This is a genomic window from Mesorhizobium sp. BR1-1-3, assembly GCF_020165455.1.
Taxonomy (GTDB): Bacteria; Pseudomonadota; Alphaproteobacteria; order Rhizobiales; family Rhizobiaceae; genus Mesorhizobium; species Mesorhizobium ciceri.
The window spans coordinates 314,554-336,665 of the sequence record NZ_JAIUIC010000006.1 but is presented as its reverse complement, the minus strand read 5'-3'; the positions used below and the strand labels follow the sequence as shown (position 1 = coordinate 336,665).

Genomic DNA, 22,112 nt, shown 5'->3' with positions numbered 1-22,112 from the left:
GCGATCGTTTTACAATACGGAAATTGGAAATCTTGGAGTGGAGGTTGTTGGCTATCGCGCTGCGTGGGGCCGGCGGGAGCCTGCCCCAATATCGTGATTCCCTACGTAGCGGAGGCCGTCGCAAAGACCCTAGTGGACCGTGATTATGCCCTCGACGGCCCGCCATTCCGAAGGCTGGATGAGCCGGTGATGAGCAACGCGAACCGAGTGGAGCGGACCATCGAGTTCGCGCTCCCAATATTGGAGAAAACCCTTGAGTTCGGGAAAGGCTGGAGCGAGATCATAGTCCTGCCAGACATAGAGCTGAAGCAGGCTTGGATGATCGGGCAGGTAATAGTGGATTTCGGCCGTCGTCAGGCCATAACCTTCCATTTGCAGGCGGAATTCGTTGCTGACCGTATCGGCCATGTCTTTCTCCTTCTCCGCTGAGGCATCGAGCCGGCGGCATTTGTGTCGAACCCGCCCAATGCCGGGCCGGGGCGATTGGTTCTGTCCCTCTTTAAACAACGCCGCGAGAAGCTCGCGGGTTCCGAAAATAGCCACGCCATAACAGTGCCTTGGCGCTCTTTCTTGTCGAATATAAAAATTTTTGCGCTGGTCTCTTGAAACCGAAAAAGGGCAAAACTAGCTCGATATGCGCCGCGATGCCTGACGAAGGGTCGCGGCGTTCCGCACCGGTCCGATATTGCCGGTTCGGTGCGGAGGAACCTCAAAACCTGTTTGTCCACGAGGAGAACGACATGGCGTTCCGTCCATTGCATGACCGTATTCTGGTCCGCCGCCTTGAAGCCGAGGAGAAGACCTCCGGCGGCATCATCATCCCCGATACCGCAAAGGAAAAACCGCAGGAAGGCGAAGTGCTCGCCGTCGGTCCCGGCGCCCGCGACGACAGCGGCAAGCTTGTCGAACTCGATGTCAAGGTCGGCGACCGCATCCTGTTCGGCAAATGGTCCGGCACCGAGATCAAACTCGACGGCGAGGACCTGCTCATCATGAAGGAGAGCGACGTGATGGGGATCATCGATGAGATCGCCGAAGTGAAGAAGGCCGCCTGACGGCTTCTTGTATCCAACCAGTCAACGAATGCTGCCTAGATAAAGGAGTGATCCAATGGCTGCCAAAGAAGTGAAATTCCATACCGAAGCGCGCGAGAAGATGCTGCGCGGCGTCGACATCCTTGCCAATGCGGTGAAGGTGACGCTCGGTCCCAAGGGGCGCAATGTGGTCATCGACAAGTCGTTCGGCGCGCCGCGCATCACCAAGGACGGCGTCACCGTCGCCAAGGAGATCGAACTGGAGGACAAGTTCGAGAACATGGGCGCCCAGATGGTGCGTGAGGTGGCCTCCAAGACCAACGACCTTGCCGGCGACGGCACGACGACCGCAACGGTGCTTGCACAGGCGATCGTCAGGGAAGGGGCCAAGGCGGTTGCCTCGGGTATGAACCCGATGGATCTGAAGCGCGGCATCGACAAGGCGGTCGATGCGGTGGTCGCCGAACTGAAGACCAATGCCCGCAAGGTCACTCGAAACGACGAGATCGCGCAGGTCGGGACCATCTCCGCTAATGGCGATGCCGAAATCGGCCGCTTCCTCGCTGAGGCGATGGAGAAGGTCGGCAATGAAGGCGTCATCACGGTGGAGGAGGCCAAGACCGCCGAGACCGAACTCGAAGTCGTGGAAGGCATGCAGTTCGATCGCGGCTACCTCTCGCCCTATTTCATCACCAACCAGGACAAGATGCGCGTCGAACTCGACGAGCCCTATGTGCTGATCCACGAGAAGAAGCTCTCCAATCTGCAAGCGATGCTGCCCGTGCTCGAAGCCGTGGTGCAGTCTGGCAAGCCGCTCCTGATCATCGCCGAGGATGTGGAGGGCGAGGCGCTTGCCACGCTGGTCGTCAACAAGCTGCGCGGCGGCCTCAAGGTCGCGGCCGTCAAGGCGCCGGGCTTCGGCGACCGCCGCAAGGCCATGCTGGAGGACATCGCCATTCTCACCGGCGGCACCGCGATCTCGGAAGATCTCGGCATCAAACTGGAAAATGTAACGCTGCAGATGCTGGGCCGCGCCAAGAAGGTGGTGATCGAGAAGGAAAACACCACCATCGTCGATGGTGTCGGCCGCAAGGAAGAGATCCAGGGCCGTGTCGCACAGATCAAGGCGCAGATCGAGGAGACCACCTCCGACTATGACCGCGAGAAGCTGCAGGAGCGGCTGGCCAAGCTCGCAGGCGGCGTTGCGGTGATCCGGGTCGGCGGCTCGACCGAGGTCGAGGTCAAGGAGCGCAAGGACCGTGTCGACGACGCACTGCATGCAACCCGCGCGGCCGTCGAGGAGGGCGTGCTGCCCGGCGGCGGCGTCGCCTTGCTGCGGGCGGCCAAGGCGCTCGATACCGTGCAGACCGACAATTCGGACCAGAGGACAGGTGTCGACATCGTGCGCCGTGCCATCGAAACGCCGGTCCGGCAGATCGCCGAGAATGCCGGCGCCGAAGGCTCGATCATTGTCGGCAAGCTGCGCGAGAAAAGCGAATTCGGCTGGGGCTGGAACGCCCAGACCAATGAATTCGGCGATCTCTTCGGCCAGGGCGTTATCGACCCGGCCAAGGTGGTGCGCACCGCCCTCCAGGACGCGGCATCGGTCGCCGGCCTGCTGGTGACCACGGAGGCGATGGTGGCCGAGAAGCCGAAGAAGGAAGCCGCCGTCCCGGCAATGCCCGCCGGCGCCGGCATGGACTTCTGAAGTCGCGGCCCAATCCGCCCGCTCCCCTGGCGGGGAGCGGGCGTCAGTCGAAGAGAGAGTGGAGGTAAAGATGGATGCAATGGCTGGCCTCGGATCCGTACCGGCTCCTACGCATCAAGCGAAGGAATTCCTGGCCTATGAAACAGAATGCAGGAACGTGCTGAAGCCGCTGCTGGCAGGGCTGCTCGACATGGCTGAAGCCGCCGGCTGGAACCGGCGAACCGCGGCGTCGGCACTGATGTTCCTCGCAGCACAGCAAGTGTCGGCAACATCCGAGGTATCCGCCGGCAGCGGCTGAACGGAAATCGGCCAGTCCCTTCACCTATCCGCGGCGGGCCGTGCTTCCCGGTGTTCGGCCCGCTGCAGGCCCTGAACAATCGAGAGGAGGCACAAGCCATGAATCGCGGGCAATTCGAGGAACCGGTCACACTTCTGGTCGGAATGGGCTTTCCGAGGAAGATCGACAGCGTGATGGAAGCCTATGCACTGCTGCAGGACTGGCCGAGCGCCGGCCGCAACGGCGCCCATGCCATCGCACTCAACGCTTGCAAGGCGGGCATCGTCGGCGAAATCGATCCGGAGACGGTGCGGGCCACGCTGGTCAGCTTCGCGCGCCGCCACGACATACTGGTGCCTGACATGGTTACGCCGCTCGCGACGGTGGCGGGTGGTGCGCTGCGCACGAGCTGAACTGACGATGACGGCGCTGCAACAGCGCCTGAACACGCTGTTCTTGCGATAGGCCAGGCGCCCACCGGACACGTTGGAATTCCGTTTCGGGCGGTAGTGTTCTCGTTGGTCAGTCGAGCGAACGCGTCAGCAAGACTGACCTGTTCTGCCCGAATAGCGCCTCTGAGCGCGCCCTTCCGGTTAAAAAAGTATCATCCATTGTCTTGAATCGTGGTGGCGCCTGTTGTCATGAGCCGGTACCGTGGCTCTTGAAATGCAGAGCCGAAACCAATTCGGCCGGTTTAGGGAATTGGGCCGAACGCGGCAAATATCCGTGCCGGCCGGGAGGAAACGGACATGGAACCGGACCTGGAAGTTGTCCAGATACGACGCGGGGAGTCCTTCAAGGCGTGGTCGCATGGCTACCCCTTCCATACGGTGCGCTGGCACTTCCATCCAGAATATGAACTGCATCAGGTAATCTTCACCAACGGCCGCTATTTCGTCGGCGACTTCATCGGCGAGTTCGAGCCGGGCAATCTGGTGCTGACGGGGCCGAACCTGCCGCACAACTGGGTCAGCGACATCCCCAAGGACAGCTCGATCCCGCTGCGCGGCCGCATCATTCAGTTTTCCGAAAGTTTCATCGGCGATGCCATGCATGTGCTGCCGGAGCTGGCGGGGCTTGCGGCTCTGCTCGAGGCGTCGCGGCGCGGCGTGCTGTTTTCCAACCGCACCAGCAAGGCGCTGGCGCCATTGATGGAAGAGATGATGCAGGCGCAGGGCGTGCGCCGCATCGAGCTGTTCATGATGATCGCCGGCCTGCTAAGCCGCGCCCAGGAATTCCAGCTGCTGGCCAGCGCCAGCTATCGGCCCGATCCGTCGGGCTACATGACCGCCGGCATGAACAAGGCGCTCGCCTATATCAGGGAGAACCTGACGCAGCTGTTCGACGAGGCGGATCTCGCCGCCATCGCCGGCCAGTCGACCGGGGCCTTCTCGCGCTCGTTTCGCCGCCACACCGGCATGTCGCTGGTGCAGTACGTCAAGCGGCTGCGCATCAATCTCGCCTGCCAGATCTTGATGAGCGATGAGCAGGCGTCGATTACCGACATCTGCTACGAGGTCGGCTTCAACAACCTGTCCAATTTCAACCGGCAGTTCCTGGCGGAGAAGGGCATGCCGCCCTCGCGCTTCAGGCGCCTGCTGGCCGACAACATCAACGCGGGAAAAGCCGCTTAACGGAGGAGCCAGGGAGGAACCAAGGGAGGATTTTTCTTTTGCATGACGGACGTGAGCCGCGTTGAGCGGTTCGCGATGGAGAACGCTTGTCTCGAATTCCTTCGTCGGCGGAGGATGTAGGCGCAGCTCGAAAGTCCAGCGCCGGACCCTGGTTCCCCTGCAGTTGGGGCGAGGGTGGATGGGTGTCTTCAGACCACCAAAGCAGTCAACGACCTTCTTACAACATATCCAGAAACGGAGAAGACCGAATGACCAAACTTTCAATTTCATTGAAGTCCACTGGCAAGTCCGCCGGCATGGCAGCGCTTGCGCTGTCGCTGCTGGCAGGCACCGCCGCTATCGCCAAGGCCGCCGAAGTCACCGACGCCACCGTCGCCTTCCTGATGCCTGACCAGGCCTCGACCCGTTACGAACAGCATGATTATCCCGGCTTCGCCGCCGAGATGAAGAAGCTATGCCCGGGCTGCAAGGTGCTCTACCAGAACGCCGATGCCGACGCCTCGCGCCAGCAGCAGCAGTTCAACTCGGTGATCTCGCAGGGCGCCAAGGCGATTGTGCTCGACCCCGTCGACTCGACCGCCGCCGCCTCGCTGGTCAAGCTGGCGCAGAGCCAGGGCATCAAGGTCATAGCCTATGACCGGCCAATCCCGACAGCGCCGGCCGACTTCTATGTCTCGTTCAACAATGAAGGTATCGGCAAGGCCATCGCCGATTCGCTGGTCGAGCACCTGAAGGCGCTGAAGGTCGATCCGGCCACCGGCGGCGTTTTACAGATCAACGGTTCGCCGACCGACGCGGCGGCCGGCCTGATCAAGAAGGGCATCCATGCCGGCCTCGACAACAGCGGCTACAAGATCCTGGCCGAATACGACACGCCGGAATGGGCGCCGCCGAAGGCGCAGCAATGGGCCGGCGGCCAGATCACCCGCTTCGGCCCGAAAATCCTCGGCGTGGTGGCCGCCAATGACGGCACCGGTGGCGGCGCCATCGCGGCCTTCAAGGCGGCCGGCGTCGATCCGGTGCCGCCGGTGACCGGCAATGACGCGACGATCGCGGCACTGCAGCTGATCATCGCCGGCGACCAGTACAACACCATCTCCAAGCCGAGCGAGATCGTGGCGGCGGCCGCCGCCAACATCGCCATCAAGCTACTTTCTGGCGAGACGCCTAAGGCCGAGATGACGCTGTACGATACGCCCTCGCAGCTGTTCACGCCGGCTGTTGTGACGCAGGAAAACCTGAAGGCCGAGATCATCGACAAGAAGATCAACACCGCGGCCGAGCTCTGCGTCGATCGTTACGCGGAAGGCTGCAAGAAACTGGGCATCGGGAACTGACCGCGACCCTTGCCCGCTCCGCTGCCTGGCCACCCGCGCGGTGGCCAGGCAGCGCTCATGCGAAATTTTTGAACCGGTTTTGAAAGGCTTCCTGGCATGACCGATACCTCGGACGAACCGGTTCCGGCAGGCGAGCTGGTGCTCAGCCTGCGCGGCGTTTCGAAGAATTTCGGCGCCGTTTCGGCGCTCACCGACATCGATCTCGATGTCCATGCAGGCGAAGTGGTGGCGCTGGTCGGCGACAATGGCGCCGGCAAATCGACCCTGGTCAAGATCCTGGCCGGCGTGCATCAGCCGAGCTCAGGCACGATCAGTTTTCGCGGCAAGCCGGTGACGCTTGCCGATCCGAGTGCCGCGCTGACGCTCGGCATCGCCACCGTGTTCCAGGACCTGGCGCTGTGCGAGAACCTCGACATCGTCGCCAACATCTTCCTTGGCCGCGAACTCAGCCCGCTGCGGCTGGACGAGGTGGCGATGGAAGTGCGCGCCTGGACGCTGCTCAACGAGCTTTCGGCGCGCATCCCGAGTGTCCGCGAAGTGGTCGCTTCACTGTCGGGCGGCCAGCGCCAGACGGTGGCGATCGCGCGCTCGCTGCTGCTCGAACCCAAGCTCATCCTGCTCGACGAGCCGACGGCAGCGCTTGGCGTGGCGCAGACCGCGGAAGTGCTCAATTTGATCGAGCGGGTGCGCGACCGCGGCCTCGGCGTCGTCATCATCAGCCACAACATGGAAGACGTGCGCGCCGTCGCCGACCGCATCGTTGTGCTGCGGCTTGGCCGCAACAACGGCATCTTCTCGCCCGATGCCTCGAACCAGGAACTGGTCAGCGCCATCACCGGCGCCTCGAACAATTCGGTGTCGCGGCGCGCCGAGCGCAGGCAGGCTAGGCAAGACCAGACCCAGGAGCCACGCCCATGAGCCGCGAAGCCGAAGCCGCCCCCGTGCCGCCGCAGCTCGACCGCGCCGATGTGCGCGTCAAGCACGAGGCGGGGATTGGCGGCGCCATCCGCCGGTTCTTCGACCGGGTCCGCTCGGGCGATCTCGGCTCGCTGCCAGTGATTGTCGGGCTGGTCATCATCTGGACGGTGTTCGCCAGCATCAACCCGATCTTCCTGTCGAGCAGCAATCTGGTCAATCTGCTGTTCGATTGCTCCACCGTCGGCGTCATCGCGCTCGGCATCGTCTGCGTTTTGATGGTCGGCGAGATCGACCTGTCGGTCGGTTCGATCAGCGGCTTTGCCTCGGCCATGGTCGGCACGCTGTGGGTCAACCAGGGCTGGCCGGTGGCGCTCGCGATTCTGGCCGCTGTTGCCGTCGGCGGTTTCATCGGCGCCCTCTATGCGCTGCTGTTCAACCGGCTCGGCATGCCGAGCTTCGTCTCGACGTTGGCCGGCTTGCTGGCGGTGCTTGGCCTGCAGCTCTACATCCTCGGCTCGACCGGCTCGATCAACCTGCCCTACGGCTCGAACCTGGTGAATTTCGGCCAGTTGCTGATGATGCCCAAACTCGTCTCGTTCGCTCTGGCGGCCGTGCCGGGCATCGTCATGCTGATCACCGGCCTGCGCACCGTCGCGCGCCGCCGCGCAGCGAACCTGTCGGCGCCGTCGACCGGCGGGCTCGCCACGCGCGCGGTGGTGATTACGGTCATTCTCGAGCTCATCGTCTTCTATCTCAATCAGGCGCGCGGCATTCCGTGGATGTTCGGCCTGTTCGTCGGCCTGGTCATATCGATGCACTACGCGCTGACGCGGACCAAATGGGGCCGCTCTATGTCGGCGGTCGGCGGCAACCGCGAGGCGGCGCGGCGCGCCGGCATCAATGTGCGGCTGATCTATTCCAGCGCCTTCGTGCTGTGCTCGATGCTGGCGGCTTTCGGCGGCGTGCTGTCGGCGGCCCGCCTTGCCTCGGCCAGCCAGCAGGCCGGCACGGGCGACGTCAACCTCAACGCCATCGCGGCGGCCGTCATAGGCGGCACCAGCCTGTTCGGCGGCAGGGGCAGCGCCTATTCCGCACTGCTCGGCATCATCGTCATCCAGTCGATCGCCAGCGGCCTGACGCTGCTCGATCTGTCCTCGTCGCTTCGGTACATGATCACCGGCGCCGTGCTTGCCATCGCGGTCATCGTCGACTCGCTGGCACGCCGCTCGCGTGTCTCGCATGGCCGGGCCTGAACCCATCAACAGGAAGCAAGACATGAGCCAAGAACTGTCCGGAAAAGTTGCCGCCGTCACCGGTGCCGCGTCAGGCATCGGCCTCGAATGCGCCAGGCATATGCTGGCGGCCGGCGCCACCGTGGTGCTGGTCGACCGCGCCGAGGCGACGCTGAACAAACTGTGCGCCGAACTCGGCCCCAAAGCGATCCCGCTGGTGATCGATCTGATGCAGCCGGCAAGCGTCGCCACCATGATGCCGCAGATTCTGGAGAAGGCCGGCCAGCTCGACATCTTCCATGCCAATGCCGGCGCCTATGTCGGCGGCGAGGTGGCGACCGGCGATCCCGACGTCTGGGACCATATGCTCAACCTCAACATCAATGCCTGCTTCCGCTCGATCCAGGCAGTGCTGCCGCACATGATCGAACGCAAGACCGGCGACATCATCGTCACCAGTTCGATCGCCGGTCTGGTCCCGGTGGTCTGGGAACCGATCTACACGGCCTCCAAGCACGCCGTGCAGGCCTTCGTCCACACGGTGCGCCGGCAGGTCGCCAAGCACGGCCTGCGCGTCGGCGCCGTGGCGCCCGGCCCGGTAGTGACGGCACTGGTCGACGACTGGCCAAAGGCTAAGCTCGAAGAGGAACTCGCCGCCGGCGGCCTGATGCAGCCACGCGAGGTGGCCGAAGCGGTGATGTTCATGCTGACCCGGCCGCGCAATGTGACGATAAGGGATTTGGTGATTTTGCCGCAGAGCAATGATCTCTAGGGGGAGTAGGGGAGTAGGGGAGTAGGGGAGTAGGGTGTGTTCCGCGGGTGCAATCTGCCCCTACGGTCTTACTGCCCTATTCCCTTACTCCCCTAGAGCAATCAAATGCCTTCACCGGCAAGTTCCTCCGAAATCGTGCCGACCTGGTCCTGGGCGCTGCGCATCATCGGATAGATGGCCAGGACCTTTTGCCAAGCCTCGAGCGCCGATTGCTTGTGGCCGGTCAGCGCCATGATCTGCGCCAGGCCGGACAGCGCACCGAAATGGCGCGGCTCGAGCTGCAGCGTATGGTCGATGTCGGACATCGACTTGCCGTAGTTCTTCATCATGAAATGGACGGTGGCACGCCGGTTCCAGCCCTCGGCATAAGTCGGCTGCAAAGTCACCACCTGGTCGAGGAAATCGAGCGCGACGTCGAACTTCTGGCCCTCGACGGCTTTTTGCGACCATTGCATCATCAGGTCGATCGAGGCGCTGCCGGATTGCGACCACTCGCTCCAGATGTTGCCGGCGATGCGCTCCGCCGCCTTTTCGTTGCGTTCGCGTTTCAAGTCGCTGAACAGCTGATCGAGGCGGGCTTGTTTCGTCGTTGCGGCGGGCGGCGCATCCTGAGTGGACGGCGGCGCGACAGCACCATCCGCCCATGCCGGGCCATAAATGACGCCGGAAACAAGCAGAGATGTCAAAAATGCAAAAAGAATCCGCATCGCCGGACTCTAGTCCCGGGCGAGAGAACGTCAAACTGAATTTGGCGTGAAAAGGCCGGCAGACGGCGACAAGCATCAAATGGGCGGAGGCGACAGCCTCCTGCCCGAAAACTCAGCCCTGACGTGCCTTGTAGCGCGGGGCGGTCTTGTTGATGATGTAGATGCGGCCCTTGCGGCGAACCAGCTGGTTGTCGCGGTGACGCGCCTTCAGCGCCTTGAGCGAATTCTTGATCTTCATGGTCTTGCCTGTCGGTGTGGACCCGGTTGGGTCGAAATTTTAAGGCGCGCCAGAAGACGCGCCTTTGAACTGTGGGTGGCTCATAAACGAGGAGCCTTGTCCCTGTCAACCGCAAGCGTGCTCCATAGCGGCTGTGAATCATCCCTGTCATCAATTATCCGCCATGTCGGCCTTGCGGCATTGCGCGGCCCTGGGCCGGCTGGGATGATGCGGTCGCCGTGAAATGATTTGGGGACGACTATGCGCCGGATGTTCCTGTCCGCCTGCCTTGTCCTGCTGGCGGCAGCTTCGGTTGCGCGCGCGCAGGAATGCGACCGCAGCGACGACAGCCAGCAAATGATGAACATCTGTGCCGGCGAGGATTACCAGGCGGCCGACGCCAGGCTCAACACGGCCTATCAGAACCTCACCAGCTCGGACGATGCCAACGGCAAGAGATTGCTGCAGGTGGCGCAACGCGCCTGGATCACTTTTCGCGATGCCGAGTGCGCGCATTCCACCGCCGCCAGCGAAGGCGGATCGATCCATTCGATGGAAGTTTCGCAATGCCTGACCAGATTGACCAATGACCGCGTCAAGCAGCTTGCTGCCGCGGCCAATTGCGAGGAAGGCGATGGGAGTTGCGCCAATACAGGGCAGGACGAGAGCGACGACGCGCAGTAGGCAACCTTATGAGGCGCGACGTCTGATCCGAGTGAAATGACCCATCTTGCGGCCGGGCCGCGCTTCGGCCTTGCCGTAGAGATGCAGCATCAGATCGGGCTCGGCGAGAAGCTCCGGGACGCGTATCACATCGTCGCCGATCAGGTTTTCCATCACGCAGTCGGAATGGCGGTTCGGGCCGCCGAGCGGCAGGCCGGCGATGGCGCGGATATGCTGCTCGAACTGCGAAACGACACAGGCGGCTTCCGTCCAATGGCCGGAATTGTGCACGCGCGGCGCGATCTCGTTGGCCAGCAGCGAGCCGTTGGCAAGCACGAAGAACTCGACGCCGATGACACCGACATAGTCGAGCGCCGCAAGGATCTTCGATGCCGCCGTTCGGGCCGCTTGCGCCGTCTCCGGCATAATGGCGGCCGGCAAGGTCGATGTGTGGAGAATGCCGTTGCGATGGATATTCTCGGCTGGATCGTAGGCGACAACCGCACCGTCCAGCCCACGCGCCGCGATCACCGATATCTCGCGCTCGAACGGCACGAAGGACTCCAGAATCAGCGGCACATTGCCCATCGCCTCGCATGTACCGGCAAAACCGCCGGCTTCCATGTTGCGGAAGACGCGCTGGCCCTTGCCGTCATATCCCATGCGCCGGGTCTTCAGGATGCCGCTGCCGTCGAATGCTTTCAGCGCCGCCGCCAGCTCGTCATCATTGTCGACGGCGTGGAAATCGGCGGTGGCAATGCCGATGCCGTTGAGGAATGTTTTTTCGTCCACCCGGTCCTGCGCCACTTCCAGCGCACGCGCCGGCGGATAGACCGGAACCTTGGCCGCCAGCGCGCTGGCCGCCGCGACCGGGACGTTCTCGAACTCGTAGGTGATGACGGAACTCGACGCTGCCAGTTCGGCAAGGGCGGCCGGGTCGTCATAGGCGGCTGTTATCTGCCGGTTGGCGACCTGTGCGGCCGGGCAATCCGCTTGCGGCTCCAGCACCACGGTGCGGTAGCCGAGACGGGCGGCAGCAACAGCCAGCATGCGGCCGAGCTGGCCGCCGCCAATGATACCGATGGTCGATCCGGCGGGCAGGCTCACGGCGTATCCGTCGGTTCAGCCGCGACCTTGGCAGTCTGCGCGGCGCGCCAGGCATCCAGACGGACGGCAAGGCTGTCATCGTTCAGGGCCAGCACGGCGGCGGCCAAAAGGGCTGCGTTGGCGGCTCCAGCCTTGCCTATGGCCAGCGTTCCAACGGGAATGCCGGCTGGCATCTGGACGATGGACAGCAGCGAATCCTGCCCGGAAAGCGCTTTCGATTCCACCGGCACGCCGAACACCGGCAATGGCGTCATCGCCGCCGTCATGCCGGGCAGGTGTGCTGCACCGCCGGCGCCGGCGATGATCACCTGGTAACCGGCCGCCTTGGCGCCCTTGGCGAAATCATAGAGCCGGTCCGGTGTGCGGTGCGCGGAGATGATGAGCCGCTTGTGCGGGATGCCAAGTGCTTCCAGCGTTTCGGCGGCATGGCGCATCGTCGCCCAGTCGGACTGGCTGCCCATGATGATGGCGACGTCGGCGCGTTGATCGTCCAAGTCCGTGTTCCCCGGCGACAAAGGCGCGCCTTAGCGGAATTCGCGCGAGGCCGCAAGGATAGGCGGCCGCTGCTGCGGTCTGGCAAGACGGAAACCAGCCGGTCAGATGCCGTCGCGCTCGGCCTCTGGCGTCGAGACCAGCAAGGCCGAAGCCGCGTTGGCGGCGGTGATGGCCGCCCGCATGGTCTGCCCACGGGCAAGTCCCGCGGCCAGCGCGCCAACGAATTCATCGCCGGCGCCATGCGTGCTGGCGACCTTGACCGGGATGGCGGACAGCGCAAAGGCCTCGCCGCTCCGACCGCAACAGGCGACACCTTCGCCGCCCGCCGTGACAATTGCCACCGGATAGAGATCGGCCAATAGCCGTGCGGCTTGCGCGGCCCCGTCGAGTGTCTCGACCACTGCCGTGCCAGCCAGGAATTCCGCCTCGATGGCGTTGACCACCAATATGTCGACCAGGGCGATCAACTCCTCGGAGAGTTTGCGCGCGGGGGCCGCGTTGAGCACGACGCGACCGCCCCGTGCCTTGACTGCGCGTGCGGCGGCAATGTTGGCGGCTTCCGGCACTTCGTTCTGCAGCAGGAGCACCGCCGTCTGTCCCACCACATCGGAAGCAGAGGCACTGTCGGCATGGCCCAGTGTCAGATTGCTGCCCGAGACGATCACCGCGCCATAGTCGCCGCCTTGGTCGAAGATCGCCACGCTCATGCCGGAGCCGGCGCCAGCGGCCACCCGCACGAAGCGGCGGTCGACCTTGGCGCGATCGAGATTGGCCAGCAACGCCCGCCCGAAATCATCGTCGCCGACGGCGCCGATCATCGCCGCATACACACCGGCCCGCGCCGCCGAGACGGCCTGGTTGCCGCCCTTGCCACCGCATTTGGGGTGCCAGGCATGGCCGGTCACCGTCTCGCCCTTGCGCGGGCGGCCGGGGGCGTCGACCATAATGTCGTAATGCAGGCTGCCGAACACGGTCACCAGCGGCGTTGTCGTCATGAGCCCCGGTCTTTTCGTTTCGATGTCACCGCCGACATGGTGCGGCCGAGATTGCGCTCCGCCGCCTGATAGTCGCGCTGCGCCACCGCGACGAACAACGCGTCGAGAATGTTGAGCTGGGCAATGCGGGCCGCTGCGTTCTCGCCCATCAGCGGCGAGCCCTGCGCGGTCGAGCACAGAACGATATCGGCGACGGCGGCCAGGGGCGAGTTGTCGTAATTGGTGATGGCCAGCGTGCGGGCACCGTTCTTGCGGGCCAACTGGATGGCGTCGATAACGGCCGACGTGTTGCCCGAATGCGAGAAGCCGACGGCGATGTCGTCGCCGCCGAGCAGCGAGGCCGACATCAGCATCATGTGCGAATCGTCGTAGACGGATGCGCGGATGCCGATGCGCAGGAATTTGTGCGAAACGTCGCGCGCGATCTGCGCCGAGCCGCCGACGCCATAGAAATCCCGGTTCTTGGCACGGAAGAGCAGCTCGGCGGCGCGGTCGAAATCCTCGATGTCGAGGATCGCCAGCGTCTCCTCCAGCGCCTGGATGGAGGTGCGGAACACTTTTTGCACGATCTCGGCCGAACTGTCGTCGGATGACAGTTCCTGGTGCATCTCGGCGGTCGGCAGGCGACTGTACTCATAGACGGCGGTGCGGAAGTCGCGATAGCCGGAAAAGCCGAGCTTCTTGGCGATCTTGACCACCATCGCCTCGGACACGCCGGATTCCTCGGCGATCTGCTTCAGCGGAATGCTCTCGTCGAAGCCGCGCCGGCCGAAGACGGTTTCCACCACCTTCGCCTCCAGCGGAGTGAGATGCGGCATCATCATGCGGATGCGCGGTCCTACCGCTTTCAGGTCCAGCCCGCTCAAGGTCATCCACGCCCCCTCGTCACGCGATCGATAAGCATCGCGGCGAGGATTATAAGACCAGTTGCCAGAAGCTGATAGAAGGACTGGACGTTCATCAGCGTCAAACCGTTGCGCATGGCGCCGAGGATGACGGCGCCCAGGATGGTGCCGACGACGCTGCCCTTGCCGCCCATCAGCGAGGCGCCGCCGATGGCGGCAGCCGCGATGGCGTCGAGCTCCCAGAGATTGCCGAGGATGGGTTCGGCGGCGCCCAACCGGCCGATCAGGATCTGCGCGGCAAGCGCCGCCAGCAGGCCTGAGATCATGTAGGCGGCGATCTTGGTGCGGGCAATCGGCACGCCGGCGATGTAGGCCGCCTCCTCGTTGCCGCCGACGGCGAGCAGATATTCGCCGAAGGGCGTCTTCTTCAAAACGACCCAGGCGACGACAGCCACGCAGGCGACGATGACGACCGCCAGAGGCAGTCCGAACAGCGAACCGTTGAAGACGGCGCGAAAGCCTGGCGGCAGGCCGAGGACCGGATTGCCGCCGGTGTAGATCAGCGCCAGTGCCCGATAGGTGCTGAGCGTTCCCAACGTGACGATGAAGGGCTGCAGCCCAACATGGGCGACGAGCACGCCGTTGACGAGGCCGCAGGCAAGACCAATGGCGAAGCCGGCGGCGATGGCCAGCGGAAACGGCACGCCGGCGACCATCATAGAGGCCGAGATGACGGCCGAGAGTGCTGCCGTCGGCCCGACCGACAGGTCGATGCCGCCGGAGATGATGACCAGCGTCATGCCCAGCGCCAGACAGGCATTGATGCTCGACTGCTGCAGGATGTTGATCAGGTTGCGCTCGGCGAAAAAGCCGGGCACCAGCGCGCCGAACACGGCCAGGATCACGACAAGCCCGATCAGCGTGCCGGCGTCGCGCATGGAAACACCGCGCAGGAATTCGGCCTGGGACCGCACCAGAGTGGCATCCGACATATCCGTCACCTACTGCCTTGCCGGCTGTGCGGCCGGCGTTTGCGTTTGCGGGATGGCGTGCGCCGCGATCGCCTGTTCTGAGAGATTTGCCCTATCGAGTTCGGCGGCGATGGTGCCGTCGCGCATGACCAACACGCGGTCGGCAAGCCGGATCACCTCGGGCAGTTCGGAGGAGACGACGACCACCGCATGGCCCTCGGCGGCGAGTTCCTCGATCAGATGATAGATCTCCGCCTTGGCGCCGACATCGATGCCGCGCGTCGGCTCGTCGAACAAGAGGATGCGTGTTCCCGCCGCCAGCCAGCGGCCGATGATCGCCTTCTGCTGGTTGCCGCCGCTGAACAGGCGGATCGGCCGGTCGAGCAGGAATGGGCGCAGATTGACGCGGCTCATCTTCTCGGCCGCCACCTGTTTCAACCTGGCGTGATCGATGAGGCCGCGCGGCGCGAACACGGCCATCGAGGCCAGCGCCATATTGCTGGTGATCGAGCGCAGCGGCACGATGCCTTCGCGTTTGCGCTCCTCCGGCACCAGTCCGACGCCGGCGGCAATCGCGTCACGCGGGCTGAAGAACCGTGCCGCCTTGCCGTCGATTGCAATCGTCCCGGCCGTGGCGCGATCGGCGCCGGCCAAGAGCCGCAGCAGTTCAGTGCGGCCGGAACCGACCAGGCCGGCAATGCCCAGCACCTCGCCGCGATGCAGATCGAACGACACGTTGCGCACCTTCGTCGCCGAGGAGAGGCCACGCGCGCTCAGCATGACCTTGTTCATGGCATGGGAATTATGCTGCTCCTGCGCCAGTTCGCGGCCGACCATCATCGCCACGACCGCTTTCTCCGACAGGTCGTTCAGATCGACGGAATCGACGACGACGCCATCGCGCATGATGGTGGCGCGCCGGCAGATGCCGAACACCTCGTCCAGCTTGTGCGAGACATAGACGACGGCGACGCCGTCGCGGGCGAGGCCGGTGATGACTTGCGCCAGCCGTTCGAATTCGCTCGGCGTCAGGCTCGATGTCGGCTCGTCCATGGCAACGATGCGGGCGCGATCGAGCAGCGCGCGGGCGATCTCGACAATCTGCCGCTGCGCCACCTTCAGGGTACCGAGGGGTGCAGCCGGATCGATGGAGGGATCGATGGCCGCAAGAGCCTCCGCAGCACGGCGCTCCTGTTCGCGCCGAGCGACGAAGATGGCGCCGCGCGTCAGCGGATGGCCTAGGAACATGTTCTGGGCGACGCTAAGGCGTGGTACCTGCTGCAATTCCTGATGGATCATGGCGACGCCCGCAGCGCGTGCGGCGACCGGGTTGGCGAGTGTAACCGGCTTGCCGTCGATGAGGACGCTTCCCGCTGTCGGCGTGTGGACGCCAGACAGGATGCGCAGCAGCGTCGACTTGCCGGCGCCATTTTCCCCGAGCAGGCCGTGGATTTCACCGGCACCTACCGAGAACGACACGCCGTCAAGCGCCCGCACGGCCGGAAACAGCTTGGAAATGCCCTGGAATTGCAGCCGGGGTGACATTGGGTTCTATCTCCGGGCAACGGTGCCGGCGGGAGCGAATTGCTCTGGCCGGCACTCGCCGATTGGCCTTACTGGCCCGCAGCCGCGTCCTCGAGCAGTGCCTTGCGCGCGCCGGCGCCGGAATAGCGGTCGGCATTGTCCTTGGTGATCAGTGCCTGGGGCGTGGCGACGACGCGGGGCAGCTTCTGTCCCGCGACGAGACGCAGAGCAGTTTCCAACGCCACTTCGCCGGTCAGCACCGGGAAACTGTCGACCGTGCCGGTCAGTTCGCCGGCCCGTATGGAGGCATAGGCGTCGGAAATGCCGTCGGTGCCGAAGACCGCAACCTTGTCCTGCAGGCCGGCGGCCTTGACTGCCTCGACGATGCCGAGCGCCATGCCGTCATTGTTGGCATAAAAGCCGATCAGGTCGGGGTGCTGCTGCAGGATGTTGGTGGCCGCATCATAGGAGGTCTGGCGGTCCCAGTTGCCGGGAACGCTGGCGACGACCTCGAACTTGCCTGCCTCGGTGATGGTCGACTTGAAGCCGTCGGTGCGCTGCACGGCGGCATAGACGCCAGCCTGGCCTTCGACGATGGCGACCTTGCCGCCATCCGGACGGTTCTTGATGAACCATTTGGCGACGCGCACGCCATTGTCGCGCTGGACATTGCCGACATAATGTTCGGCCTGCGGGATGACGGCGTCATTGACGTTGACCACCGGCACGTTGGCGGCCTTGGCTTGCTCCATGATCGGCTGCAGATTGGCATCCGTCTGCGGCGAGACGAGCAGCACGTTGTAGCCCTGGGTCACCAGGCCTTCGGCAATGGTGAGCTGGCCGAGCTGGTCGCCCTCGCTTTGCGCTGCCTGATAGACGACGGGAACGCCGACCTTGGCGCCGAATGCCGTGTAGCCCTCGCCCAGCGAGCGCCAGTATTCATTGGTCAGCGTCTTGGAGACGGCGCCTGCCTTTGTGCCTTCGGGCAGCTTGGGGAACGCGCCGAATTTGGCCTCGACCTGCGACCAGTCGATGCGGTCCTTTTCCGTGTCGGAATTGAGCGGCGCGAGGTCGGCCGAAAAGGCAGAGCCGATCGACAGCGCCATCAGTGCGGCGGTAGCCGTGGCAAGCAGAAGTTTCATTGTATTCCTCCCTTGTTGAAAACGATAATGGTGCGCATGCCTCAGCTATCCGGCCCGAGCATGATTTCCTGGATGATGGCCTGCGACGTCACCGCATCCTGGCTGTCCATGGCGGCGGACAGGCGATTGTCCTGCCCCAGCCGGTCGACGACGCGCAGCATGCGCTTGACGGTGGCGATGTTGACTTCGCACTCGCGCACCGGATCGAGCCCGGTCATGTCGGGGAACGTGTCGAAATAGATGGCGCCGGCGTAACCGTCGCGGCGAATCTGCCTGAGCAGCTCGATGGTCTGCAGCGTGTGCACCGCGCCGACCATCAGGCCGTCGTCGCGCTTGGCGTAGCCGTCGTTCAGATGCACGCCGAGCAGCTTGCTGTGGCGCGCCACCAGGGCCGCGGCAAAGGCCGGCTGTTCGTCGGCATAGAGCACATGGGCGAAATCGAGGGTGACGCCCAGATTGGGCAGGCCGACATCGCGGATCGCCAGCAAGGTCGTCGCCGCATCCGGCATCAGGCTGTAGGAGCGTGGTTCGTTCGGTTTGTACTCAAGGCTGATCTGACAGTCGGGATCATGCGCGGCTACTTCACGAATCCCATCGATTTCGTGTTGCCAAAGCGTCACATAGTCGGCCTGGAAGGCGTAGTCGAAGCCATCCTGGCCGAGCCACAGCGTCATCAGGCTGGCGCCGGCCTCACGCACGGCATCGATGCCGGCTTTGGTCAGGTCGATGGCCTCGCGGCGCACCGCCGGATCCGGATTGGTGAAGGCGCCGAGCTTGAAGGCGGGGTTGGAGTAGTAGCGCATGGCAAAGCCATTGATAGAAAGCCCGAGATCGCTCAGTTTGAGGGCGATTTCCGCAGGCTTTTCACTGACATGGTCGGGAAAGTTGAGGTCGAGATCGGTAAGCCCGCCGACCTTGGCGGCGCGCGCCGCCATCTGCAGCAGCGACGGCTTGCCGGTAAGATCAGGCCATTCGGCCTGCGGACGCGAGGCAAAGGAATTTAGGCGCGTGGCGAAACGAGTGGCTGTCATGGTCGATCCTTCAATCGTCATGACTTCACATAAATACAAATATTTGTAAAGTTATTGTTTTAAGGATGGGCGGTGAGCTGTGTCGACGGCCGGGCTGAGCCGCGCGAAGGCGCAGGTTTCCCAGCGGCGTCGCCGGACAATCCGTCAGAACGGTGGGATCACTGACCGGGGAGGACCGTCCTCAGCCGCCGTTTTGCGGAAGCGTGCGACGAAGCCGTCGAGTTCGAGGCGCTCCATGTGCGAGATCGCCCGGCAGGACGCGCCGTCGCGGCTAGTGCACCGGCGAAAAAGAGCCCAACGATTGACCGGCCAAAGGCACCGTCACACGACCGCGCAGGGAGATGCAGATCGCCGCTGCCTGGCGCTCGATCAGCGTCAGCACATCACATCGTTCACGCAATGATGTCGGGAATGATCTTGTCTTCCAGCGCCATCAGCCGGTCCTTGAGGAACAGCTTCTTCTTCTTCATGCGCTGGATCTGCAGCGGATCGCAGGCCATGGCGATCATCGCGTTGATGGCTGCATCGAAATCGGCGTGTTCCTGCTTCAGGCGGGAAAATTCGAGGCGAATATCGGCCTGTTCCTGATCGGACATTCTCTACCGTCTGCACGTCTGCGGCGCCCAAAGCTGGGCCTGATTGGGCGGGGCCGGGTGTTTTGTCACCGGCGTGCAGCCCATATCACATTTCACAGTGTCGTGGAATGCTACCACGGATCATTCGACATCGCCCGCGGAAGGTGACACACTGTCACCGTGCCGTCACAGAAGCGAACCTGCGGTGGACGCGCCGTGACGGTTGCAATCGAGGAAAACCATGAAAGGGAGAACCAATCATGTCTCTTGCATCCCATCTTGATGAGTTGCAGCGGAAACACGGCGACATCGAACGTGAAATCGATGACGCGATGAATCATCCATCGGTCGACGACCTCGAAATCGTGAATCTTAAGCGACGCAAGCTGGCACTCAAGGACGAGATTGAAAAACTAAAAGGAAAACCGACCACGCATTGATGCCCTCCTGACATAGCCGCCCGGTATCCGCGGCCTCTTTTCCCGGCGGCTCCCCGCCGCCGGCGTGGAGGGGTTTGATTTCCCAGCACCGGTCTGTCAGCCGAAGCTGGACTTGCACCGGCTTAATATCCGCTTCGGCCGTCGCCCGTTTCGCCAGATCCTCGATTGTTTTTGGTCGTTGGCGGCGTGCCGATTCCGGCCAGTGGCGACCTGTCGCCATTGACAAGCCATCTTTGCTCCTCCACCTCATGCCCGGACCTCAGCGCATCGGCCCGGGGCGTCGTTGTGCGCCCATGCAGGACACAAGATGCTCCAGAGACAAAAGGCTGCCGGCATGACCGGATATTTTTCCTCTCCTTTCCCCCGCCGCACCTCGGTCGGCGTCGATGTCGGCGGCGTGGTCGTCGGCGGCGGCGCGCCTGTTGTCGTCCAATCGATGACCAACACCGACACGGCCGATATCGACCAGACCGTCGCGCAGGTCGCAGCACTGCACCGGGCCGGCTCCGAGATCGTGCGCATCACCGTCGATCGCGACGAGAGTGCCGCCGCCGTACCGCGCATTCATGAGCGGCTTCAGCGGCTTGGCATCAACGTGCCGCTGGTCGGCGATTTCCACTATATCGGCCACAAGCTCTTGGCCGATCACCCGGCCTGCGCCGAGGCGCTGGCCAAATATCGGATCAACCCCGGCAATGTCGGCTTCAAGGACAAGAAGGACCGGCAGTTCGCCGACATCGTCGAGATGGCGATCAGGCATGACAAGCCGGTGCGCATCGGTGTCAACTGGGGCTCGCTCGACCAGGAGCTTTTGACCCGGCTGATGGACGACAACCAGGACAAGGGTTTTCCGCTGACGGCGCAAGAGGTGATGCGCGAGGCGATCGTGCAGTCGGCCATTCTCTCGGCCGAGATGGCGGAAGAGATCGGCCTTGGCCGCGAGAAAATCATCCTGTCGGCCAAGGTCAGCGGCGTGCAGGACCTGATTGCCGTCTATGCCGAGCTCGCCACCCGCTCCAACCATGCGCTGCATCTCGGCCTGACTGAAGCCGGCATGGGCTCGAAAGGCATCGTCGCTTCGTCGGCCGCCATGGGCATCCTGCTGCAGCAAGGCATCGGCGACACCATCCGCATCTCGCTGACGCCGGAGCCGAATGGCGACCGCACGCGCGAGGTGCAGGTTTCGCAGGAATTGCTGCAGACGATGGGGTTCAGGCAGTTCGTGCCGATCGTCGCCGCGTGTCCCGGCTGCGGCCGCACGACCTCGACCGTGTTCCAGGAGCTCGCTCAGAACATCCAGGCAGATCTCAGGAAGAACATGCCGGTGTGGCGCGACAAATATCCCGGCGTCGAGAACCTCAAGGTCGCGGTGATGGGTTGCATCGTCAACGGCCCGGGCGAGTCCAAGCATGCCGATATCGGCATTTCGCTGCCCGGCACCGGCGAGACGCCGACGGCGCCAGTCTTCGTCGACGGCAAGAAGGCGGCGACGCTGCGCGGACCGTCGATCGCGGCGGATTTCGAGAAAATGGTCGCCGACTATATCGAACAGCGGTTCGGTCGCGGCGGCAAGGCCGCGGCAGAGTAGGTCAAATGCAGCGTTTCCTGTGGGCGACGCTGGTCCTGCTGTGTGGGCTAGTCTGGTCGACACTGGCTCAGGCCGATCCGCCGCAATCCGCCAAGCAACGGCTTATCGACAAGGTCTGCAACCTGATCCAGGCGCATGCCGACCAGAATGGTTTGCCCAGGGATTTCTTCGCCCGGCTGATCTGGAAGGAGAGCCGTTTCGATCCCAACGCCGTCAGTCCCGTCGGCGCCGAAGGCATTGCCCAGTTCATGCCGGGAACCGCCAAGATGCGCGGGCTTGCCAATTCCTTCGACATCAATCAGGCGATCCCGGCTTCGGCGAAATATCTCGCCGAAATGAAAACCGGCTACGGCAATCTCGGCCTGGCGGCCGCCGCCTACAATGCCGGCGAGAGCCGGGTGTCGCGCTGGCTCAGTTCCGGCGGTTTCCTGCCGATGGAAACCGAAAGCTATGTCTTCGACATCATGGGCGAACCAGCCGACAAGTTCACCGACCGAGCCTATGCCGGAAGGGTCGAACCGCTCGACGCTAAGGCGGATTTTGCCGTCGCTTGCCGAAAACTGCCGGTGATCATGTCGCGGACCGTGGCGATGGCCTCGATCAACGTAAAGCCGTGGGGCATCCAGGTGGCCGGCAATTTCCGCCGCAGTGCCGCGATCAACCAGTGGCTCAGGGTAAGGAGCCGGTTCCCGGCCCTGCTCAATGGGCACGATCCAGTGGTCAGCCGGGTGCGCACGCCGATCGGCCGGCGGGGTATCTATGCGGTCAGGATCGGTGTCGACCACCGCGCCGATGCAAACGTCATCTGCCAGAAATTGCAAAGCATCGGTGGGGCATGCGTGGTGGTGCGCAACCGGTGATTTGACCCCTGCCGGCAGGGTATTTTGTCTGAGAGAGGCA

The 22,112-nt window shown here is 63.6% G+C and carries 25 protein-coding genes; 13 read left to right on the top strand and 12 right to left on the bottom strand.

Annotated features, from left to right (window positions below; all coding sequences use genetic code 11):
- Window positions 1–129 precede the first annotated feature (129 nt).
- Window positions 130–408: an usg protein gene (locus LB559_RS16525; protein ID WP_084015824.1), complete on the bottom strand. Its 279-nt coding sequence runs from the start codon at window positions 406–408 to the stop codon at window positions 130–132.
- Window positions 409–740: 332 nt separating this feature from the next.
- Between LB559_RS16525 and groES the strand changes: the two genes are divergently transcribed.
- The 9 genes from groES (at window position 741) to LB559_RS16480 (ending at window position 8,912) form a co-directional block, all read left to right on the top strand.
- Window positions 741–1,055 carry a co-chaperone GroES gene (groES, locus tag LB559_RS16520; protein WP_013530718.1) on the top strand — a complete coding sequence of 105 codons (315 nt, stop codon included), beginning with the start codon at window positions 741–743 and terminating at the stop codon, window positions 1,053–1,055.
- Window positions 1,056–1,110: 55 nt separating this feature from the next.
- Window positions 1,111–2,742: a chaperonin GroEL gene (groL, locus tag LB559_RS16515; protein WP_224674515.1), complete on the top strand. Its 1,632-nt coding sequence runs from the start codon at window positions 1,111–1,113 to the stop codon at window positions 2,740–2,742.
- A gap of 70 nt (window positions 2,743–2,812) precedes the next feature.
- Window positions 2,813–3,040, top strand: coding sequence for a hypothetical protein (locus LB559_RS16510; protein ID WP_013530720.1), 228 nt, complete (start codon window positions 2,813–2,815; stop codon window positions 3,038–3,040).
- Between the two features lie 98 nt (window positions 3,041–3,138).
- The gene (locus tag LB559_RS16505) at window positions 3,139–3,432 is read left to right on the top strand and encodes a DUF982 domain-containing protein (protein ID WP_013530721.1); all 294 of its coding nucleotides are present in this window, start codon (window positions 3,139–3,141) and stop codon (window positions 3,430–3,432) included.
- Between the two features lie 336 nt (window positions 3,433–3,768).
- Window positions 3,769–4,653, top strand: a complete 885-nt coding sequence (locus LB559_RS16500) for an AraC family transcriptional regulator (protein WP_013530722.1) — start codon at window positions 3,769–3,771, stop codon at window positions 4,651–4,653.
- A 248-nt stretch (window positions 4,654–4,901) separates the two neighbouring features.
- The gene (locus LB559_RS16495) at window positions 4,902–5,990 is read left to right on the top strand and encodes a sugar ABC transporter substrate-binding protein (RefSeq protein WP_013530723.1); all 1,089 of its coding nucleotides are present in this window, start codon (window positions 4,902–4,904) and stop codon (window positions 5,988–5,990) included.
- Window positions 5,991–6,086: 96 nt separating this feature from the next.
- Window positions 6,087–6,908: an ATP-binding cassette domain-containing protein gene (locus LB559_RS16490; RefSeq protein WP_013530724.1), complete on the top strand. Its 822-nt coding sequence runs from the start codon at window positions 6,087–6,089 to the stop codon at window positions 6,906–6,908.
- Window positions 6,905–8,161, top strand: a complete 1,257-nt coding sequence (locus tag LB559_RS16485) for a sugar ABC transporter permease (RefSeq protein ID WP_224674514.1) — start codon at window positions 6,905–6,907, stop codon at window positions 8,159–8,161. The genes LB559_RS16490 and LB559_RS16485 overlap by 4 nt, the downstream gene beginning before the upstream one ends.
- A gap of 22 nt (window positions 8,162–8,183) precedes the next feature.
- Complete coding sequence (locus LB559_RS16480) at window positions 8,184–8,912, top strand: SDR family oxidoreductase (RefSeq protein ID WP_224674513.1); 729 nt, start codon at window positions 8,184–8,186, stop codon at window positions 8,910–8,912.
- A 101-nt stretch (window positions 8,913–9,013) separates the two neighbouring features.
- Here the strand turns inward: LB559_RS16480 and LB559_RS16475 are convergent, their stop codons facing one another.
- Both LB559_RS16475 and ykgO read right to left on the bottom strand, forming a co-directional pair.
- Entirely contained in the window at window positions 9,014–9,619 is a 606-nt protein-coding gene (locus LB559_RS16475) for a tetratricopeptide repeat protein (protein WP_224674512.1), read from the bottom strand.
- A gap of 112 nt (window positions 9,620–9,731) precedes the next feature.
- Window positions 9,732–9,857 carry a type B 50S ribosomal protein L36 gene (gene ykgO / locus LB559_RS16470; protein WP_006203764.1) on the bottom strand — a complete coding sequence of 42 codons (126 nt, stop codon included), beginning with the start codon at window positions 9,855–9,857 and terminating at the stop codon, window positions 9,732–9,734.
- A 240-nt stretch (window positions 9,858–10,097) separates the two neighbouring features.
- On the opposite strand from ykgO, the gene LB559_RS16465 reads away from it, so the two are divergent.
- A complete protein-coding gene (locus tag LB559_RS16465) occupies window positions 10,098–10,520 on the top strand; it encodes a lysozyme inhibitor LprI family protein (RefSeq protein WP_224674511.1) in 423 nt (140 codons plus the stop codon).
- 6 nt (window positions 10,521–10,526) lie between these two features.
- On the opposite strand, the gene LB559_RS16460 is transcribed toward LB559_RS16465, so the two are convergent.
- The 9 genes from LB559_RS16460 to LB559_RS16420 all read right to left on the bottom strand — a co-directional run bounded on the left by LB559_RS16460 (window position 10,527) and on the right by LB559_RS16420 (window position 19,205).
- On the bottom strand, window positions 10,527–11,606 hold the full coding sequence (locus LB559_RS16460) for a 5-(carboxyamino)imidazole ribonucleotide synthase (protein ID WP_224674510.1): 1,080 nt from the start codon (window positions 11,604–11,606) through the stop codon (window positions 10,527–10,529).
- Window positions 11,603–12,100 (bottom strand): 5-(carboxyamino)imidazole ribonucleotide mutase, encoded by a 498-nt coding sequence (purE, locus tag LB559_RS16455; protein ID WP_063169171.1) that lies wholly within the window; start codon window positions 12,098–12,100, stop codon window positions 11,603–11,605. The genes LB559_RS16460 and purE overlap by 4 nt, the downstream gene beginning before the upstream one ends.
- A 102-nt stretch (window positions 12,101–12,202) precedes the next feature.
- Complete coding sequence (locus tag LB559_RS16450; RefSeq protein ID WP_224674509.1) at window positions 12,203–13,096, bottom strand: ribokinase; 894 nt, start codon at window positions 13,094–13,096, stop codon at window positions 12,203–12,205.
- Window positions 13,093–13,968, bottom strand: coding sequence for a MurR/RpiR family transcriptional regulator (locus tag LB559_RS16445; protein WP_013529211.1), 876 nt, complete (start codon window positions 13,966–13,968; stop codon window positions 13,093–13,095). The genes LB559_RS16450 and LB559_RS16445 overlap by 4 nt, the downstream gene beginning before the upstream one ends.
- A complete protein-coding gene (locus tag LB559_RS16440) occupies window positions 13,965–14,933 on the bottom strand; it encodes an ABC transporter permease (protein WP_032899090.1) in 969 nt (322 codons plus the stop codon). The genes LB559_RS16445 and LB559_RS16440 overlap by 4 nt, the downstream gene beginning before the upstream one ends.
- Window positions 14,934–14,942: 9 nt before the next feature.
- A complete protein-coding gene (locus tag LB559_RS16435; protein WP_224674508.1) occupies window positions 14,943–16,457 on the bottom strand; it encodes a sugar ABC transporter ATP-binding protein in 1,515 nt (504 codons plus the stop codon).
- Between the two features lie 68 nt (window positions 16,458–16,525).
- Window positions 16,526–17,578, bottom strand: coding sequence for a substrate-binding domain-containing protein (locus tag LB559_RS16430; RefSeq protein WP_024502965.1), 1,053 nt, complete (start codon window positions 17,576–17,578; stop codon window positions 16,526–16,528).
- Between the two features lie 41 nt (window positions 17,579–17,619).
- Window positions 17,620–18,609 carry a TIM barrel protein gene (locus LB559_RS16425; protein WP_064993281.1) on the bottom strand — a complete coding sequence of 330 codons (990 nt, stop codon included), beginning with the start codon at window positions 18,607–18,609 and terminating at the stop codon, window positions 17,620–17,622.
- Window positions 18,610–19,001: 392 nt separating this feature from the next.
- Window positions 19,002–19,205 (bottom strand): YdcH family protein, encoded by a 204-nt coding sequence (locus LB559_RS16420; RefSeq protein ID WP_013529216.1) that lies wholly within the window; start codon window positions 19,203–19,205, stop codon window positions 19,002–19,004.
- A gap of 239 nt (window positions 19,206–19,444) precedes the next feature.
- Here LB559_RS16420 and LB559_RS16415 point away from each other — a divergent pair, with 239 nt between their 5' ends.
- The 3 genes from LB559_RS16415 to LB559_RS16405 all read left to right on the top strand — a co-directional run bounded on the left by LB559_RS16415 (window position 19,445) and on the right by LB559_RS16405 (window position 22,072).
- Window positions 19,445–19,624, top strand: a complete 180-nt coding sequence (locus LB559_RS16415) for a YdcH family protein (protein ID WP_224674507.1) — start codon at window positions 19,445–19,447, stop codon at window positions 19,622–19,624.
- 334 nt (window positions 19,625–19,958) lie between these two features.
- On the top strand, window positions 19,959–21,212 hold the full coding sequence (gene ispG / locus LB559_RS16410; RefSeq protein ID WP_024502967.1) for a flavodoxin-dependent (E)-4-hydroxy-3-methylbut-2-enyl-diphosphate synthase: 1,254 nt from the start codon (window positions 19,959–19,961) through the stop codon (window positions 21,210–21,212).
- A 5-nt stretch (window positions 21,213–21,217) separates the two neighbouring features.
- Window positions 21,218–22,072 carry a lytic transglycosylase domain-containing protein gene (locus LB559_RS16405; RefSeq protein WP_013529219.1) on the top strand — a complete coding sequence of 285 codons (855 nt, stop codon included), beginning with the start codon at window positions 21,218–21,220 and terminating at the stop codon, window positions 22,070–22,072.
- Window positions 22,073–22,112: the final 40 nt, after the last annotated feature.

What these genes read in the sequence shown, in the direction of transcription:
- LB559_RS16405 (WP_013529219.1), top strand. Translation starts at nt 21,218, where the DNA reads ATGCAGCGTTTCCTGTGGGCGACGCTGGTCCTGCTGTGTGGGCTAGTC.
- groL (WP_224674515.1), top strand. Translation starts at nt 1,111, where the DNA reads ATGGCTGCCAAAGAAGTGAAATTCCATACCGAAGCGCGCGAGAAGATG.
- LB559_RS16500 (WP_013530722.1), top strand. Translation starts at nt 3,769, where the DNA reads ATGGAACCGGACCTGGAAGTTGTCCAGATACGACGCGGGGAGTCCTTC.
- LB559_RS16435 (WP_224674508.1), bottom strand. Translation starts at nt 16,457, where the DNA reads ATGTCACCCCGGCTGCAATTCCAGGGCATTTCCAAGCTGTTTCCGGCC.
- LB559_RS16505 (WP_013530721.1), top strand. Translation starts at nt 3,139, where the DNA reads ATGAATCGCGGGCAATTCGAGGAACCGGTCACACTTCTGGTCGGAATG.
- ispG (WP_024502967.1), top strand. Translation starts at nt 19,959, where the DNA reads ATGACCGGATATTTTTCCTCTCCTTTCCCCCGCCGCACCTCGGTCGGC.
- LB559_RS16430 (WP_024502965.1), bottom strand. Translation starts at nt 17,578, where the DNA reads ATGAAACTTCTGCTTGCCACGGCTACCGCCGCACTGATGGCGCTGTCG.
- LB559_RS16445 (WP_013529211.1), bottom strand. Translation starts at nt 13,968, where the DNA reads ATGACCTTGAGCGGGCTGGACCTGAAAGCGGTAGGACCGCGCATCCGC.
- LB559_RS16440 (WP_032899090.1), bottom strand. Translation starts at nt 14,933, where the DNA reads ATGTCGGATGCCACTCTGGTGCGGTCCCAGGCCGAATTCCTGCGCGGT.
- LB559_RS16415 (WP_224674507.1), top strand. Translation starts at nt 19,445, where the DNA reads ATGTCTCTTGCATCCCATCTTGATGAGTTGCAGCGGAAACACGGCGAC.
- LB559_RS16425 (WP_064993281.1), bottom strand. Translation starts at nt 18,609, where the DNA reads ATGACAGCCACTCGTTTCGCCACGCGCCTAAATTCCTTTGCCTCGCGT.
- ykgO (WP_006203764.1), bottom strand. Translation starts at nt 9,857, where the DNA reads ATGAAGATCAAGAATTCGCTCAAGGCGCTGAAGGCGCGTCACCGCGAC.
- LB559_RS16490 (WP_013530724.1), top strand. Translation starts at nt 6,087, where the DNA reads ATGACCGATACCTCGGACGAACCGGTTCCGGCAGGCGAGCTGGTGCTC.
- LB559_RS16450 (WP_224674509.1), bottom strand. Translation starts at nt 13,096, where the DNA reads ATGACGACAACGCCGCTGGTGACCGTGTTCGGCAGCCTGCATTACGAC.
- LB559_RS16525 (WP_084015824.1), bottom strand. Translation starts at nt 408, where the DNA reads ATGGCCGATACGGTCAGCAACGAATTCCGCCTGCAAATGGAAGGTTAT.
- LB559_RS16510 (WP_013530720.1), top strand. Translation starts at nt 2,813, where the DNA reads ATGGATGCAATGGCTGGCCTCGGATCCGTACCGGCTCCTACGCATCAA.
- LB559_RS16485 (WP_224674514.1), top strand. Translation starts at nt 6,905, where the DNA reads ATGAGCCGCGAAGCCGAAGCCGCCCCCGTGCCGCCGCAGCTCGACCGC.
- LB559_RS16480 (WP_224674513.1), top strand. Translation starts at nt 8,184, where the DNA reads ATGAGCCAAGAACTGTCCGGAAAAGTTGCCGCCGTCACCGGTGCCGCG.
- LB559_RS16495 (WP_013530723.1), top strand. Translation starts at nt 4,902, where the DNA reads ATGACCAAACTTTCAATTTCATTGAAGTCCACTGGCAAGTCCGCCGGC.
- LB559_RS16475 (WP_224674512.1), bottom strand. Translation starts at nt 9,619, where the DNA reads ATGCGGATTCTTTTTGCATTTTTGACATCTCTGCTTGTTTCCGGCGTC.
- LB559_RS16465 (WP_224674511.1), top strand. Translation starts at nt 10,098, where the DNA reads ATGCGCCGGATGTTCCTGTCCGCCTGCCTTGTCCTGCTGGCGGCAGCT.
- LB559_RS16420 (WP_013529216.1), bottom strand. Translation starts at nt 19,205, where the DNA reads ATGTCCGATCAGGAACAGGCCGATATTCGCCTCGAATTTTCCCGCCTG.
- groES (WP_013530718.1), top strand. Translation starts at nt 741, where the DNA reads ATGGCGTTCCGTCCATTGCATGACCGTATTCTGGTCCGCCGCCTTGAA.